At 70.8% G+C, this 13,905-nt stretch carries 13 protein-coding genes; 1 reads left to right on the forward strand and 12 read right to left on the reverse strand.

Translation table 11 applies throughout. The features are described from left to right. Positions 1 to 337: 337 nt before the first annotated feature. From N5I75_RS06295 to N5I75_RS06350, 12 genes are all read right to left on the reverse strand, one after another. Positions 338 to 3,148 carry a DEAD/DEAH box helicase gene (locus tag N5I75_RS06295; protein WP_476675160.1) on the reverse strand — a complete coding sequence of 937 codons (2,811 nt, stop codon included), beginning with the start codon at positions 3,146 to 3,148 and terminating at the stop codon, positions 338 to 340. 72 nt (positions 3,149 to 3,220) lie between these two features. After that, complete coding sequence (locus N5I75_RS06300; protein WP_476675162.1) at positions 3,221 to 4,135, reverse strand: diacylglycerol kinase; 915 nt, start codon at positions 4,133 to 4,135, stop codon at positions 3,221 to 3,223. Positions 4,136 to 4,177: 42 nt separating this feature from the next. Continuing rightward, entirely contained in the window at positions 4,178 to 5,146 is a 969-nt protein-coding gene (tatC, locus tag N5I75_RS06305; RefSeq protein ID WP_476675164.1) for a twin-arginine translocase subunit TatC, read from the reverse strand. Positions 5,147 to 5,207: 61 nt separating this feature from the next. Next, positions 5,208 to 5,507: a Sec-independent protein translocase subunit TatA gene (tatA, locus tag N5I75_RS06310; protein WP_476675166.1), complete on the reverse strand. Its 300-nt coding sequence runs from the start codon at positions 5,505 to 5,507 to the stop codon at positions 5,208 to 5,210. A gap of 257 nt (positions 5,508 to 5,764) precedes the next feature. Next, a complete protein-coding gene (locus tag N5I75_RS06315; protein ID WP_476675168.1) occupies positions 5,765 to 5,962 on the reverse strand; it encodes a hypothetical protein in 198 nt (65 codons plus the stop codon). A gap of 9 nt (positions 5,963 to 5,971) precedes the next feature. Then, positions 5,972 to 6,217 (reverse strand): hypothetical protein, encoded by a 246-nt coding sequence (locus N5I75_RS06320; protein ID WP_361074133.1) that lies wholly within the window; start codon positions 6,215 to 6,217, stop codon positions 5,972 to 5,974. A 118-nt stretch (positions 6,218 to 6,335) separates the two neighbouring features. Next, complete coding sequence (locus N5I75_RS06325) at positions 6,336 to 7,307, reverse strand: helix-turn-helix transcriptional regulator (protein ID WP_476675170.1); 972 nt, start codon at positions 7,305 to 7,307, stop codon at positions 6,336 to 6,338. A gap of 30 nt (positions 7,308 to 7,337) precedes the next feature. Then, positions 7,338 to 8,291 carry a helix-turn-helix transcriptional regulator gene (locus N5I75_RS06330; protein WP_476675172.1) on the reverse strand — a complete coding sequence of 318 codons (954 nt, stop codon included), beginning with the start codon at positions 8,289 to 8,291 and terminating at the stop codon, positions 7,338 to 7,340. 142 nt (positions 8,292 to 8,433) lie between these two features. Continuing rightward, on the reverse strand, positions 8,434 to 8,808 hold the full coding sequence (locus tag N5I75_RS06335; protein WP_476675174.1) for an FKBP-type peptidyl-prolyl cis-trans isomerase: 375 nt from the start codon (positions 8,806 to 8,808) through the stop codon (positions 8,434 to 8,436). Between the two features lie 64 nt (positions 8,809 to 8,872). Next, positions 8,873 to 9,889 carry an FKBP-type peptidyl-prolyl cis-trans isomerase gene (locus N5I75_RS06340; RefSeq protein WP_476675175.1) on the reverse strand — a complete coding sequence of 339 codons (1,017 nt, stop codon included), beginning with the start codon at positions 9,887 to 9,889 and terminating at the stop codon, positions 8,873 to 8,875. A 181-nt stretch (positions 9,890 to 10,070) separates the two neighbouring features. After that, positions 10,071 to 11,432: a Pup--protein ligase gene (pafA, locus tag N5I75_RS06345; RefSeq protein ID WP_164558827.1), complete on the reverse strand. Its 1,362-nt coding sequence runs from the start codon at positions 11,430 to 11,432 to the stop codon at positions 10,071 to 10,073. Between the two features lie 9 nt (positions 11,433 to 11,441). After that, positions 11,442 to 12,701: an MFS transporter gene (locus N5I75_RS06350; protein WP_476675178.1), complete on the reverse strand. Its 1,260-nt coding sequence runs from the start codon at positions 12,699 to 12,701 to the stop codon at positions 11,442 to 11,444. Positions 12,702 to 12,863: 162 nt separating this feature from the next. Here N5I75_RS06350 and N5I75_RS06355 point away from each other — a divergent pair, with 162 nt between their 5' ends. Then, entirely contained in the window at positions 12,864 to 13,904 is a 1,041-nt protein-coding gene (locus N5I75_RS06355) for a LacI family DNA-binding transcriptional regulator (RefSeq protein WP_476675180.1), read from the forward strand. Position 13,905: the final 1 nt, after the last annotated feature.

Here is a 13,905-nt window from a genome sequence, read left to right on the forward strand (position 1 = left end):
GGGGAAATGTGGGGATGTGGGGGTGTGCGGATGCGTGGAGATGCGTGGGGACGCGTTCCGGGGGATCTGCGGACGATCCGCACACGGGGGAACAAACGCCCGAATACATCTCAACTCGGTGCGCTGCGGGCGAGCTTAGTCCGACCGGATCATCGCTGAGTCATATTCAGCAAGCCTCTGCACCGACGCCCGTGGTCGGCATACACTCGCTCCCATTTGCACGCTGGGCATCGATTCGCACACATGGAGTAAGGGCGTCCAGTACCCGAACTCACGTGCCCCTGGGCACGCGAAAGGGCCCGGGACACACGGTCCCGGGCCCTTCTCGTACGGTGCCTCACCCCACGGACGAGTACGCCACAACTCCCCGGAGCAGCCCGTCCACGGCCTTGCGCGCATTGCGCGCGACGGTCGACGACCCGTCGTTCGGCGCCGCGGCGGCGATCTGCCCGAGCACGTCGATGACCTGCTTGCACCAGCGGACGAAGTCACCGGCCGGCATCTCCGCCTCGCGCAGCACCTCGTCGAGCCCCTTGCCCGAGGCCCACTGGTACGCGGCCCAGGCGAACCCGAGATCGGGCTCGCGCTGCCCGACGCCCTCGGCCTGGTTGATCCGGAACTCCTCCTCCAGGGCGTCGAGCCGCCCCCAGATCCGCACCATCTCGCCGAGCGCGGCCTTCGCCTTGCCCGAGGGCACCTTGGGCGCGAGCGCGTCGTCGGAGACCCGCGCCTCGAACACCAACGCCGAGACGCAGGCGGCGAGTTCGGCGGGGCTCAGCCCCTCCCAGACACCGTCGCGCAGGCACTCGCTGGCGAGCAGGTCCAGCTCGCCGTAGAGCCGGGCGAGCCGCTTGCCGTGCTCGGTGACCTCGTCGCCGCGCAGGTAGTCCATCTCCGTGAGCAACTTCACGATGCGGTCGAAGGTGCGGGCGATGGTGTTCGTCCGGCCCTCGATGCGCCGCTCCAGCTGCGCGGTGTCGCGGCGCAGCCGGTGGTAGCGCTCGGCCCAGCGCGCGTGGTCCTCGCGCTCGGAGCAGCCGTGGCAGGGGTGGGCCCGCAGCTCGGCGCGGAGCCGCGTGATCTGCCGGTCGTCGGCGGCGGGGGCGCGGCCCTTCTTGTGCCGGTCGGGCACGATGTGGCCGGCCTTGGTGCGCAGCGCGGAGGCCAGGTCGCGGCGGGACTGCGGCGAGCGCGGGTTGAACGACTTCGGGATGCGCATCCGCTCGAGTGCCTCGACGGGCACCGGGAAGTCGATCGAGGCGAGCCGCTTGACCTGCCGCTCGGCGGTCAGCACCAGCGGGCGCGGCCCGTCGTGGTGCTCGAACCCCCGGTGCCCGTTGGACCGCCCGGCGGGAAGACCGGGGTCCAGGACGAGCGCGAGGCCCGCGAACTTGCCGGTGGGGACGTGGATGACGTCCCCGGGCTTCAGCTTCTCCAGGGCGGCGGCCGCCTGCGCGCGGCGCTGGACGGCGCCCTGCTTGGCCAGTTCGGTCTCGCGGTCCTTGAGCTCGCGGCGCAGCCGCGCGTACTCGTCGAAGTCGCCGAGGTGGCAGGTCATGGACTCCTTGTAGCCCTCCAGACCCTCCTCGTTCTTCTGGACCTGGCGCGAGATCCCGACCACCGACTTGTCGGCCTGGAACTGTGCGAACGAGGTCTCCAGAAGCTCCCTGGAGCGGTGCCGCCCGAACTGCTCGACCAGGTTCACCGCCATGTTGTACGACGGCTTGAAGCTGGACCTCAGCGGATACGTGCGGGTGCCCGCGAGCCCCGCGAGGTGCTCGGGGCTGAAGCCGCGCTGCCACAGCACGACGGCGTGGCCCTCGACGTCGATGCCGCGCCGTCCCGCGCGCCCGGTCAGCTGCGTGTACTCGCCCGGCGTGATGTCGGCGTGCTGCTCGCCGTTCCACTTGACGAGCTTCTCCAGCACCACCGAGCGCGCGGGCATGTTGATGCCGAGCGCGAGCGTCTCGGTGGCGAAGACGGCCTTGACCAGGCCGCGGACGAACAGCTCCTCGACGACCTCCTTGAAGGTCGGCAGCATGCCCGCGTGGTGGGCGGCGATGCCCCGCTCCAGGCCCTCCAGCCACTCGTAGTAGCCGAGGACGTGCAGGTCCTCGTCGGGGATGGCGGCGGTGCGCGCCTCGACGATCTCGCGGACCTCGGCCCGCGCGTCCTCGTCGTTCAGCCGCAGGCCCGCGAAGAGGCACTGCTGGACGGCGGCCTCGCAGGCGGCGCGGCTGAAGATGAAGGTGATGGCGGGCAGCAGCCCCGCCGCGTCGAGCCGGTCGATGACCTCGGGGCGGCCAGGCGTCCAGATCCGGGAGCGCTGGCGCCGCTCGCGCTCGCGGTCGGCCTCGCGCATGGCACGCCCGCGCCGCCGGTCCTGGTAGGAGGGGCGGCTGGCCTCCATGCGCGCCATCCGCGTGAGGTCGGGGTTGACCGCCTTCTTGCTGCCCTCCCCCTCCTCGAAGAGGTCGTACATCCGGCGCCCGGCGAGCACGTGCTGGAACAGGGGCACGGGCCGGTGCTCGGAGACGATCACCTCGGTGTCGCCGCGCACGGTGTCGAGCCAGTCGCCGAACTCCTCCGCGTTCGACACGGTCGCCGACAGGGAGACCAGCGTCACGGACTCCTGGAGGTGGATGATCACCTCTTCCCAGACGGCGCCGCGGAAGCGGTCGGAGAGGTAGTGCACCTCGTCCATGACCACATAGCCGAGGTTGATCAGCGACTGGGAGCCCGCGTACAGCATGTTGCGCAGCACCTCGGTGGTCATCACGACCACGGGCGCGTCACTGTTCACACTGTTGTCGCCGGTCAGCAGGCCGACCTTGTCGGCGCCGTAGCGCTTGGCGAGATCCTGGTACTTCTGGTTCGACAACGCCTTGATCGGCGTCGTGTAGAAGCACTTCCTGCCCTCCTTGAGGGCGAGGTGGACGGCGAACTCGCCGACGATCGTCTTGCCCGATCCGGTGGGTGCGGCGACCAGGACGCCCTTGCCCGCCTCGAGCGCCTGGCAGGCCTCGATCTGGAAGGGGTCGAGGCCGAAGTCGTACATCTCGCGGAAGGACGCGAGCGCGGTGGCCTGCTCGGCGGCCCGCTGACGGGCTGCCGCATACCGCTCGGCCGGTGAGAGGTCCTCTGTCATCGTGCTTTCGAGCCTACCGGCCCCCGCTGACAACGGACGATCATTATCCGGTAGGGAGCTCCACGCGGGGCCTCATCCGGTAGGGCGCCGTCCGGTCAGGACGCGCACGGCCCCCGGCACGCACTCGGCCACCAGCGGCAACGCCCCGACCGCCTCCCCGTCCGCGTACCCGGTGACCCCCGCCCCCTCGTCGGCGGCCAACTCCACCCGCGCCGCCCGGTAGGTGCTGACCACGGGGTGGCTGAGATGCGTCCCCTTGTAGACGCGCGGGAAGACCCGCAGCAGCGTCGTGCGGGAGCACGCGCCGACCACGGTGACGTCGAAGAGGCCGTCGCCCATGTCGGCGTCGGCGCATATCCTCATGCCGCCGCCGTACGACGTGCCGTTGCCGACGGCGACGAGGGTCGCGGCGGTCTCGCGCACGGAGCCGTCGTCGAGCGTCAGGCGGAACGGCACCGGCTTGAACGCGGCCAGCTCCGCCAGGATCGCGAGGTCGTACTTGAACCGGCCGAGCGGGAGCCGCATCCGGTTGCCGCGGTCGTTGACGCGGGAGTCGAAGCCGGAGGCGAGCACGGTGCCGAACCAGTGGCCGCCGATCCTCCCGAGGTCGATGTCGCGGATCAGCTCGCCCTTGAGGGACTCGGCGACGAGGGCGCCCGCGGCGGCGGGTGCGCGCACGGGCAGTCCGAGCGAGCGCGCGAAGTCGTTGCCCGTGCCGACGGCGACCACGCCGAGCGGGGTGCGCGTCCCCGCGACGGCCTGCAGGGCGAGGTTGACGAGCCCGTCGCCCCCGACGGCGACCAGGGCGCCGGTGCCCCCGGAGATGGCGGCACGCGCGCGTAGCAGCGCGTCGGCGGCGTCCTCGCCGATGACGGTGCGCACGGAGAAGCCGGCCGTCCGCAACGCGGAAGCGGCCGGCTGCGCGGCGCCCGCGCCCCGGCCGCGTCCCGCGGTGGGATTGACGAAGAGGGTGATCTCGCTGGTCACGGCCGGACCTTAACAACCGCCCGGCCGCGAACAGGGGTTACCTCAGGTCACATCGTCGTAACCGTTGATCCGCTCGGTGTCGCCCTTCGCCTGCTCGGGCAGCGACCTGCTGGCCGAGACGGTCTCCACCTCGCCGATCTCCTCGGGCGTCAGGTCGAGCTCGGAGGCCTCGTCGTCACCGGGACCGGCCGCCTCGATGCGGCGCTTGCGGCGGTCGTTGAGCAGTGAGAAGGCGGTCGCCGCGAAGTACAGGACCCAGATCGGACCGGCGAGGGCGATCATTGTCAGCGGGTCGGTGCTGGGCGTGGCCACCGCGGCGAACACGGTGATGCCCATGATCATGCCGCGCCACCAGCCGAGCATCCGCTTGCCGGTGATCACGCCCGTGAGGTTGAGCATGACCAGGAGCAGCGGCAGTTCGAAGGAGAGCCCGAAGACGATCACCATGCGGGTGATCAGGTCGAGCAGCTCGTCGAGCGGCAGCTGGTTGTCGATGTTCGCGGGCGAGAAGTCCAGCAGCACGCGCGCCATGGTCGGCAGCGTCTTGTACGCGAAGAAGGCGCCGCCGAGGAAGAGCGGGACGCCGGTCGCCACGAAGCCGGTGGCGTACTTCTTCTCGTGCTTGTGCAGGCCGGGCGCGACGAAGCCCCAGAGCTGGTAGAGCCAGATCGGCGACGCGCCGACGACACCGGCCATCAGCGACACCTTCAGGGCGAGCGTGAAGGGCGTGATCAGGCCGTTGAGCACGATGCGGGCGCACTGCTCGTTGGCGTCCTTGTTCTCGGCGGCCTTGGCCGTCAGCTCCGAGAACGATTTGTCGCAGCCGACGGAGTCGAGGACCGGGTTCGTGAAGAACTCGATGATGTCCTTGTAGTAGAAGGCGGCGACGATCGTCACGACGAGGATGGCCAGGACGGCCTTCCCGAGCCGGTTGCGAAGCTCACGCAGGTGCTCCGCGAGCGGCATCCGCCCCTCGGGGTCCTTCTCCTGCTTGCGGGCAGACTTGAGCAACCCACGTCCTCATCTCGTGCGACAGGCCGCCGTCACAGGGGCGGCCTTCGATCAGCTCTTGTCAGCTCTGCGTCGTGTGGTTCGTCGGCTCGGACACGGGGCGCGAGGTGGTCACGTCGCCCGGGGCGGCCTTGATGGTGCGCTGGGCCGGCGGCTGCTGGTCGTCGGTCTTCGGCGGGTCCGAGGGAGCGGCATCCTTGTTGCCACCCTCGCTCTTCATGGCCTTGGCCTCGCTCTTGAGAATGCGGGCCGACTTGCCGAGCGAGCGCGCCATGTCCGGGAGCTTCTTCGCACCGAACAGGAGGAGGATGACCACGAGCAGGATGATCAACTCGGGGGCGCCGATCTTTCCACCGAACATATGCGTTTACCTTCTCACTGAGGCGGCAGGGGCGGGACTGCCGGTACCGATCGGACTTCGGACTGTTGTCCGACCACCGTGTGCTGGCAGCGATCGTATCCCGTGGGGGTGAACACGGGGCAATCCCCGTGCGTACTCCCCGTGCGGCCGGCGCCTCACTCCCGGACCGCCTAAGGGAGCGTACCCGCCCGACCTGCGCACGGGACAGGCCGCGGCGGTAAAGCGCTTTCCCTCCGGACCGGGCCCGGACGCCGCGCTCAGACGGCGTCGCCCCCGGCCTTCGCGACACTCACCGCGGCGCGCTCCAGCTCCTCGGCCGCGCGGTTGATCTGCTGCGTGGTCTCGGCGACCTGCCGCCCGAGGCGCTGCGCCTCGACGAACACCTTGATCGCGAAGACGGCCAGCACGGCAAGTCCCACGAACCCCAACGCCACGGCCAGCATCGCCCAGAACATGCGCCGAGCCTAGACGGTCTGGTGGAGGCGGAGCGTGCGCACCCCGCCCCCGGTGAGGAGTTCGACGATGCGCTCGCCTGCGGGCTTGCGCACCGATGTGTCGCACTCGGGGCAGGTGAACGAGTAGAAGGTCGTGCGGCGGCTCGCGCCGATCGCCAGGCGGATGGCGGTCGCGGCCAGTTCGAAGCGGGCCCGGCAGTCCGGGCAGGCGGCCTTGAAGACGACGGGCACCGGGGCGGCGACCGTAGCGGACATAGTGGCGATATCAGTGAAACCGGCCACACCGGTCATTCCCTTGCCCACTTCGCACCTTTCATCCGTTCTGCCCCGTAAATCCACCGGGGTCGTGCCTGACACCCTCACGAGGCTGCCCCTACGCGACCCCGCCGAACGCGGTCTCGTCGTACGCCGCGAGCGCCTGCCGCGCCGCGTCCCGCGCGCTCACCGCCAGCTCGGCGGGGGCCACGATGTGCCCGTCCCGGCCGAGCCGCAGCGCGAGCCGCCGCAGCGAGGAGGGGTCGGGGGTGCGCAGCGTGATCCGCAGTCCGCCGTCCGGCAGCTCCTCGGCGCTGTCGTGCGGGTAGTACTCCGCGACCCAGCGCCCACCAGGACCGACCTCGACGATGACCTCCGGGTCCTCGGCCGCGGGCTGCACCAGCCCCTCGGACAGGTCCCGCAGCTCCACCTCCGGCGGCGCCGACGCCTCGTCGAGGATGCGGATCTCGGCGACCCGGTCGAGCCGGAACGTACGCCGCGCCTCCGACCGGCGGCACCACGCCTCGACATACGTATGACCGACGCTGACCAGGCGGATCGGGTCGATCTCCCGCTCGGTGACCTCGTCACGCGCGGGCGAGTAGTAGCGGATCCACAGCCTGCGCCGCTCGGAGATCGCGCGGTCGACGTCGGCGAAGACACCGCCCTCGGACTCGAACGTCACGTTCAGCCGCGCGCTCGCGCTCGCCACCTCACCGGCCGCCGCCTCCAGCTTCGCGGTCGCGCGCAGCAGGGCGAGCCGGTCGCTCTCGCGCAGCCCCGGCAGCGTCGCCACGGCGCGGGCCGCCACCAGGAGCGCCGTCGCCTCGTCGGCGGCGATCCGCAGCGGCTCGGCCACGTCGTCGGCGTTGTGCCACCAGATGCGGTCACCGTCGGTGTCGATGTCCAGGAGGTCGCCGCCGCGGAAGCTCGTCCCGCACAGCGGCAGCACGTCCAGGTCGGAGATCAGCTCGTCCTCGGTGATGCCGAAGGCCCGAGCGACGTCCTCCACGCGCGCGCCGGGGCGCTCCCGCAGATACGTCACCAGGGACAGCATCCGCCGGGTCTGGTCGATGGCGTTGGAAGCCATGCTTGTCCGTACTCCCCTTCAGTCCCGCGCTCAGCCCTTGGCCACGGCGCGCAGCCGGTCCACGACATCGGCCCGCAGCTCGGCCGGTTCCAGGACCACCACGTCGGGCCCGAACTCCACGAGCCAGGCGTCGAGCCCGTGCCCGTACGGGATCTCCAACTCGTCCCAGCCGTCGCCCAGTTCCCGCACCGACGTGGCCTTGGCGCGCAGCGGGTAGCCCGCGCCCGTGCGCAGCCTGATCAGCGCCGAGCGCGTGGCGCTCTCCCCCGCCCAGCCCGCCACGGTCTCCCGCACGGTCACCACGTCCGGCACCGCGGCCGCGAACTGGCCCGCGCGGGAGCGGACCTTGCCGGTGATCCTGGAGAGCCGGAAGACCCGCTCGGCCTGGCGCTCACGGTCCCAGCCCGCCAGGTACCAGTGGCCGCGCCAGCACTCCAGGGCCCACGGCTCGACGTGGCGCTGCTCGGGCCGGGCGGCGGTCGCCTTGCGGTAGTCGAAGATCACGGGGCGCCGGTCGCGGCAGGCCAGCATCAGCGGCTCGAACGACGCCTCGTGCACCGGGATCCGCGGTTCGAGCGCGCCATGGCTCTCGTACGGGTCCACGTCCTCGGGCATCCCGGCCGCGCGCAGCTTCTGCAGGGCGCCGCTGGCGGCACCGGCGAGGCGGGCCTGCTGCCACACCTTCGCGGCGAGGCCGAGCGCGGCGGCCTCCTCGCCGTCGAGCGTGACGGGCGGCAGCCGGTTGCTGTCGCGGCGGGCGAGGTAGCCGACCTCGCCGTCCAGGTTCTCCACGGTGTCGATGATCAGGCCGAGCTCACGCAGGTCGTCCTTGTCGCGCTCGAACATGCGGTTGAAGGAGTCGTCGCTGCCCGCCTCCAGGTAGGCCTCGACAGAGCCCCGCAGCTCGCGCTTGCTGAGTGGCCGCCGCGTCCCGAGCAGACACAGCGCCAGATTCATCAGCCGCTCGGCCTTGGCAATGGCCATCGACGCCCTTTCCTCATGTAACTCCCGACGGACGACCGTACCGCCAGTGGGTGTACCGGCAAAAGCCAGGGGATACGGCAGGGCCCATGCCGGTCGGCATGGGCCCTGTGAACGGCCGCGCGCGGCCGGTGGTCCGGGTGTCTCAGACGGAGACCAGGTCGCAGACGAAGATCAGCGTCTCGCCGGGGGCGATGCGGCCGCCACCGGCGCCGCGCTCGCCGTACGCCAGGTGCGCGGGGATGGTCAGCCGGCGGCGGCCGCCGACCTTCATGCCCTGCACGCCCTGGTCCCAGCCCTGGATGACCTGGCCCGCACCGAGCTGGAACTGCAGCGGGGTGCCACGGTTCCAGGACGCGTCGAACTCCTCGCCGGTGGAGAAGGCCACGCCCACGTAGTGCACGGAGACGGTGTCGCCCGCCTTCGCCTCGGGGCCGTCGCCCTCCCAGAGGTCCACGATCTCCAGGTCCTTCGGTGCCGGACCCTCGGGGAAGTCGATCTCGGGCTTGTCGATGCTCACGTGTAGTGCTCCTGCTTGTTGACGGTGGGGCAACCGGGACAGTCTGCCACTTCTCAGACGGTGATCAGTTCGCGGCGAGGATGTCGACCACGAAGACCAGCGTCGAGTTGGCCGGCAGCGTCTTGCCCTTGGCCTCCTTGCCGTACGCCTGCTCCGACGGGATCACCAGCAGGACCCGGTCGCCGACGTGCTTGCCGACGATGCCGGTGTCCCAGCCCTTGATGACCTGCCCCTTGCCGATCTGCGTCTGGAACGGCTGGCCCGTGTTGAAGGACGAGTCGAACAGCTCGGCCTTCTCCTTGCCCTGGTTCAGCTTCCACGCCGCACCGCTGTAGTGCATGGAGACCGTCTGGCCGCTCTTGACCTCGGCGCCCTTGCCCTGGATCAGGACCTTGTCGACGAGCTTCGCGGGCGGGTCGTTCTTCGGCACGGTGATCGTCGCGGGCGCCTGGGCGTCCGCCTTGATCTGCGGCAGGTCCGAGGGGATCGCCGCCTGCTTCTGCGCCGAGTCCCGGACGATCTTGCCGACGTCCAGCGCGAAGACCAGCGTGTCGCTGCCGGTGATGCCGTACTGCTGGGCGCCCTGGCTGCCGTAGCCGGCGGCGGGCGGCGCGACGACCAGGAGCCGGTCGCCCTCCTTCGCCCCGACGACCGCCTGCGAGAACGCCGGCAGCTGGGTCTCGGACGCCGCCGTCACGATCTGCCCGGTGCTCTTCTGCCCGTACGTCGTGCCGAGGTCCTTGGCGCCCTTCCAGATCTTGCCGGTGAAGTTCATCGACACCATGTCGTCCTTCTTCACCTCCGCGCCCTTGCCCTCGGAGAGCGTGTGCACGACGAACTTGCCGCTGGGCTCGCCCTTGGGCAGCGAGATCGTCGCCTTGCTGCCGTACGCGCCCTTCACCGTCGGCATCGGGTCCGCCGTGTCGACCGCCTTGGGCACCGACGCCGCCTTCGGCGACGCGGACGACGAGGACGACGAGTCGGCCTTGTCCGCCTTGTCCTTGCCGTCGTCACTGCCACAGGCCGTCGCGGTCAGCGCCAGTGCCGGCACGATCAGTAGAGCTGCAAGTCGGCGTCGCACAGGATTCCTCAGGTCGCTCGAATACGGTTCGGCCACTCTAGGCCCTCCCGCCACGATTGCCAGGTGCCGACAAGCACGCCGGGGGCCCCGTACGAATGATTCGTACGAGGCCCCCGGCAGGATGGGTCCGAACCCGTGCCCGGACGGGTCCGAGCCGGAACCAGGACGGTCCCGGCCGGTGCTACATCCCGGCGATCAGCTTCTCCACCCGGTCGTCCACGCTGCGGAACGGGTCCTTGCACAGCACCGTGCGCTGCGCCTGGTCGTTCAGCTTCAGATGGACCCAGTCGACCGTGAAGTCACGGCGCTGCTCCTGGGCCCGGCGGATGAAGTCGCCGCGCAGCCGCGCGCGCGTGGTCTGCGGCGGCACGGACTTGCCCTCGAAGATCTTCAGGTCGTTGCAGATCCGGGCGGCCTGGCCCTTCTTCTCCAGGAGGTAGTAGAGCCCGCGACGGCGGTGGATGTCGTGGTAGGCGAGGTCTATCTGCGCCACCCGGGGATGCGACATGGTCATGTTGTGCTTGGCGCGGTAGCGCTCGATGAGCTTGTACTTCATGACCCAGTCGATCTCGGTGCCGATGCGGTCGAGGTCCTCCGCCTCGATCGCGTCCAGCGTGCGGCCCCACAGCTCCAGGACCTGGTCGACGGTGCCGGTGCGGATGCCCCGGCGCTCCACGAAGTCGACCGCCTTCTCGTAGTACTCGCGCTGCACCTCCAGGGCGGAGGCCTCGCGGCCGCTGGCCAGACGCACCTTGCGCCGGCCCGTGATGTCGTGGCTGACCTCGCGGATCGCCCGGATCGGGTTCTCCAGGGTCAGGTCGCGCATCACCGTGCCCGCCTCGATCATGCGCAGCACCAGGTCGGTGGCGCCGACCTTGAGGAGCATGGTCGTCTCGGACATGTTCGAGTCGCCCACGATGACGTGCAGGCGCCGGTAGCGCTCGGCGTCCGCGTGCGGCTCGTCACGGGTGTTGATGATCGGCCGGGAGCGCGTCGTCGCGGAGCTGACGCCCTCCCAGATGTGCTCGGCCCGCTGGCTGACGCAGTACACCGCACCGCGCGGGGTCTGCAGCACCTTGCCCGCGCCGCACAGCAGCTGACGCGTCACCAGGAAGGGAATGAGAATGTCCGCGAGCCGCGAGAACTCCCCATGGCGCGCCACCAGATAATTCTCGTGGCAGCCGTAGGAGTTTCCCGCCGAGTCGGTGTTGTTCTTGAAGAGGTATACGTCGCCTGCGATTCCCTCCTCGTGCAGGCGGCGTTCGGCGTCGACGAGCAGGCCTTCCAGAATGCGCTCGCCGGCTTTGTCGTGGGTGACCAACTCGGTCACGTTGTCGCATTCCGGCGTTGCGTATTCCGGATGCGATCCCACGTCCAGATAGAGGCGGGCACCGTTCCGCAGAAAGACATTGCTGCTGCGGCCCCATGACACGACACGGCGGAAGAGGTACCGCGCCACCTCGTCAGGCGACAGACGGCGCTGTCCCCTGAACGTGCATGTGACGCCGTACTCGTTCTCCAGCCCGAAAATGCGGCGGTCCATGTCTGAACATTACGCCCGATCCCCCGAGCTGAAACGGGGTTCGACAGCACGGTTTGGATCATTTTCCGAACCGGCCGCGACACGCCCGGACGTGGGCGGGTCCCCGAGTACCCGTCCGGTGGCGAGGAGCACCAGGAGCGCGAGGGCTCCCGTGGCCGCCGGCACGGCGAAACCCCACCGCGTCCCGCCCCACTCGACGACCGGACCCGCGACCGCCGTACCGACGCTCGCGCCCACCGTGAACGTCGTCACGAGCCACGAGAACGCCTCCGTCACCGTCCCGCGCGGCGCGTGCCGGTCGACGACGATGAACGCGCACGCGATGCACGGCGCGAGGAACACCCCGGCGACCGCCGTCAGCGCCACCATCGCCACCGGGCCCGGCATCAGCGCCAACGGCACGTAGAACAGCGCCAGAAGGGCCACGAGCACCCGAAGACGCGCCTCCGGGGCGCCGCTCCACTGCCGCGCGCCGTAGACCGCCCCGCCCACCAGGGCGCCGAGCCCGAGCGCCGCCATCATCCAGCCGTACACCGCGTCGCCGCCGTGCTCGTCCCCGTACGAGACCCCCGCCACGGTGATCGAGCCCAGCGCGAGCCCGATGAAGAGGAAGGCGGCCAGCAGGACGAGCAGGCCCGGTGAGCGCAGCGCGCCCAGCCAGTGCGCCTCGCGCGGCGCGGACCGCCACGCGCGCGAGGGCTTCGACACGACGACGGAGAGGGCGCCGAGCACGCCGATGACGTTCAGGACGACCAGCGCGGCCTGCGCCGACCACAGCGACACGCACACGGTCACCAGCAACGGCCCGACGGTGAACATGACTTCCTGCGCGATCGCGTCCATCGCGTACGCGGTGTGCACCTGCTCCTCGCGCGGCAGCACGCTCGGCCACAGCGCCCGCAGCCCGCCCTCCAGCGGTGGCGTGAACAGTCCGGCGGCGGCCACGGAGGTGTACGCGAGCCCGGGCGCGCCGGTGCCGGCGAACGCGAAGAGCGTCATCGCCAGCGCCGACAGGACGGCGGCCGGAAGCTGCACCGTCGGCTGCCCGCGCAGGTCGACGAGGCGCCCGAGCACCGGCTGCCCGACCGCGTTCGCCACCCCGTACACGGCGGCCAGCGCACCGGCCAGCGAGTACGAGCCGCCCTCGGCGCGGATGAACAGGACGATGGCGATGGACGCCGTGGCGTTCGGCAGCCTGCCGACGAGCGTGCCGGTGAGCAGCCGCATCGCGTGCCGCGCCCGGAGGATCTCCGCATAACCGGCGGCCATGGCCCGCCCTTCCGTCAAGTTGTACGTATAACGTCGAGGCGTTATACGTATCACGGATCGGCGTTATACGTACCACCCGCGTCGGCGCGGGAACCACCCGATAACGTTCGAGCACCCCGGGCAGCAGACGCCGGCCCGGCCGGCGGACCCACGGAGGCAACAGTGACCAGCGGTACGGACGGGACGGCGACCACCCGCCCCACCAGCCGGGACGTGGCCCGCGCCGCAGGCGTCTCACAAGCCGCCGTCTCCCTCGTCATGGGCGACAAATGGCGCGGACGCGTCGCCCCCGCCACCGCCGAACGCGTCCGCGACGCCGCACGCGAACTCGGCTACCGCCCCAACCTCGCCGCCCGCAACCTCCGCATGGGCCGCACCCGCACCGCCCTCCTCGTCGTCCCCGCCCTCACCAACGAGTTCTTCGCGGGCGTCTACACCGGCGCCGCCCGCCTCGCCGCCGAACACGGCTTCGGCCTCGTCCTCTACCCCTCCCCCGACGGCATCGGCCCCGCCCGCGACCCCTTCCCCTCCGCACGCGCCGCCCTCGACGGCATCCTCGCCTCCTCCATGGCCGCCGACGCCGTCACCGCCCTGCGCGGCGACGACCTGCCCCTCGTCATGCTCGACAGCGACCCGGCCGGCAGCCCCGGCGCCACCACCGTCAACCTCGACCTCACCGACGGCGTCCGGCAGCTCGCCGACCATCTGCTCGCCCTCGGCCACCGCCGCTTCCTGCACCTCGCCTCCGCCGTCCCCTCCTGGACCTTCGACGTACGCGCCCGCGAACTCGCCGCCTGCACCGCCGAAGTGCCCGGCACCACCGTCCGCACCGTCCGCTCCGCCCTCACCGTCGAGGACGCCATGGCCGCCACCGAACGCGCCCTCCACACCAGCGGCCACGACCTGCCCACCGCCCTCGTCTGCGACGACGACAAACTCGCCACCGGCGCCTACAAAGCCGCCCGCCGCATGAACCTGCGCATCCCCGAACACTTCTCCGTCACCGGCTTCGACGACCTCTCCCTCGCCACCGCCGTCGAACCCGAACTCACCACCGTCCGCCTCCCCGCCGAACAGTTCGGCGAACACGGCATGGCCGCCCTCCTCGCCGTCCTGGAAGGCCGCACACCCGACACGACCCCGCTCCCGGTCGAACTGGTCGTACGCGGCTCCACAGCGCCACCACCGCGCACCCGGTCCTGAC

This window comes from Streptomyces sp. R818, assembly GCF_056172735.1.

Excerpts from the sequence above, each read along its gene's own strand:
- N5I75_RS06330 (WP_476675172.1), bottom strand. The coding sequence starts at position 8,291 with ATGGCCATTGCCAAGGCCGAGCGGCTGATGAATCTGGCGCTGTGTCTG.
- pafA (WP_164558827.1), bottom strand. The coding sequence starts at position 11,432 with ATGGACCGCCGCATTTTCGGGCTGGAGAACGAGTACGGCGTCACATGC.
- N5I75_RS06325 (WP_476675170.1), bottom strand. The coding sequence starts at position 7,307 with ATGGCTTCCAACGCCATCGACCAGACCCGGCGGATGCTGTCCCTGGTG.
- N5I75_RS06350 (WP_476675178.1), bottom strand. The coding sequence starts at position 12,701 with ATGGCCGCCGGTTATGCGGAGATCCTCCGGGCGCGGCACGCGATGCGG.
- tatA (WP_476675166.1), bottom strand. The coding sequence starts at position 5,507 with ATGTTCGGTGGAAAGATCGGCGCCCCCGAGTTGATCATCCTGCTCGTG.
- N5I75_RS06320 (WP_361074133.1), bottom strand. The coding sequence starts at position 6,217 with ATGTCCGCTACGGTCGCCGCCCCGGTGCCCGTCGTCTTCAAGGCCGCC.
- N5I75_RS06315 (WP_476675168.1), bottom strand. The coding sequence starts at position 5,962 with ATGTTCTGGGCGATGCTGGCCGTGGCGTTGGGGTTCGTGGGACTTGCC.
- N5I75_RS06295 (WP_476675160.1), bottom strand. The coding sequence starts at position 3,148 with ATGACAGAGGACCTCTCACCGGCCGAGCGGTATGCGGCAGCCCGTCAG.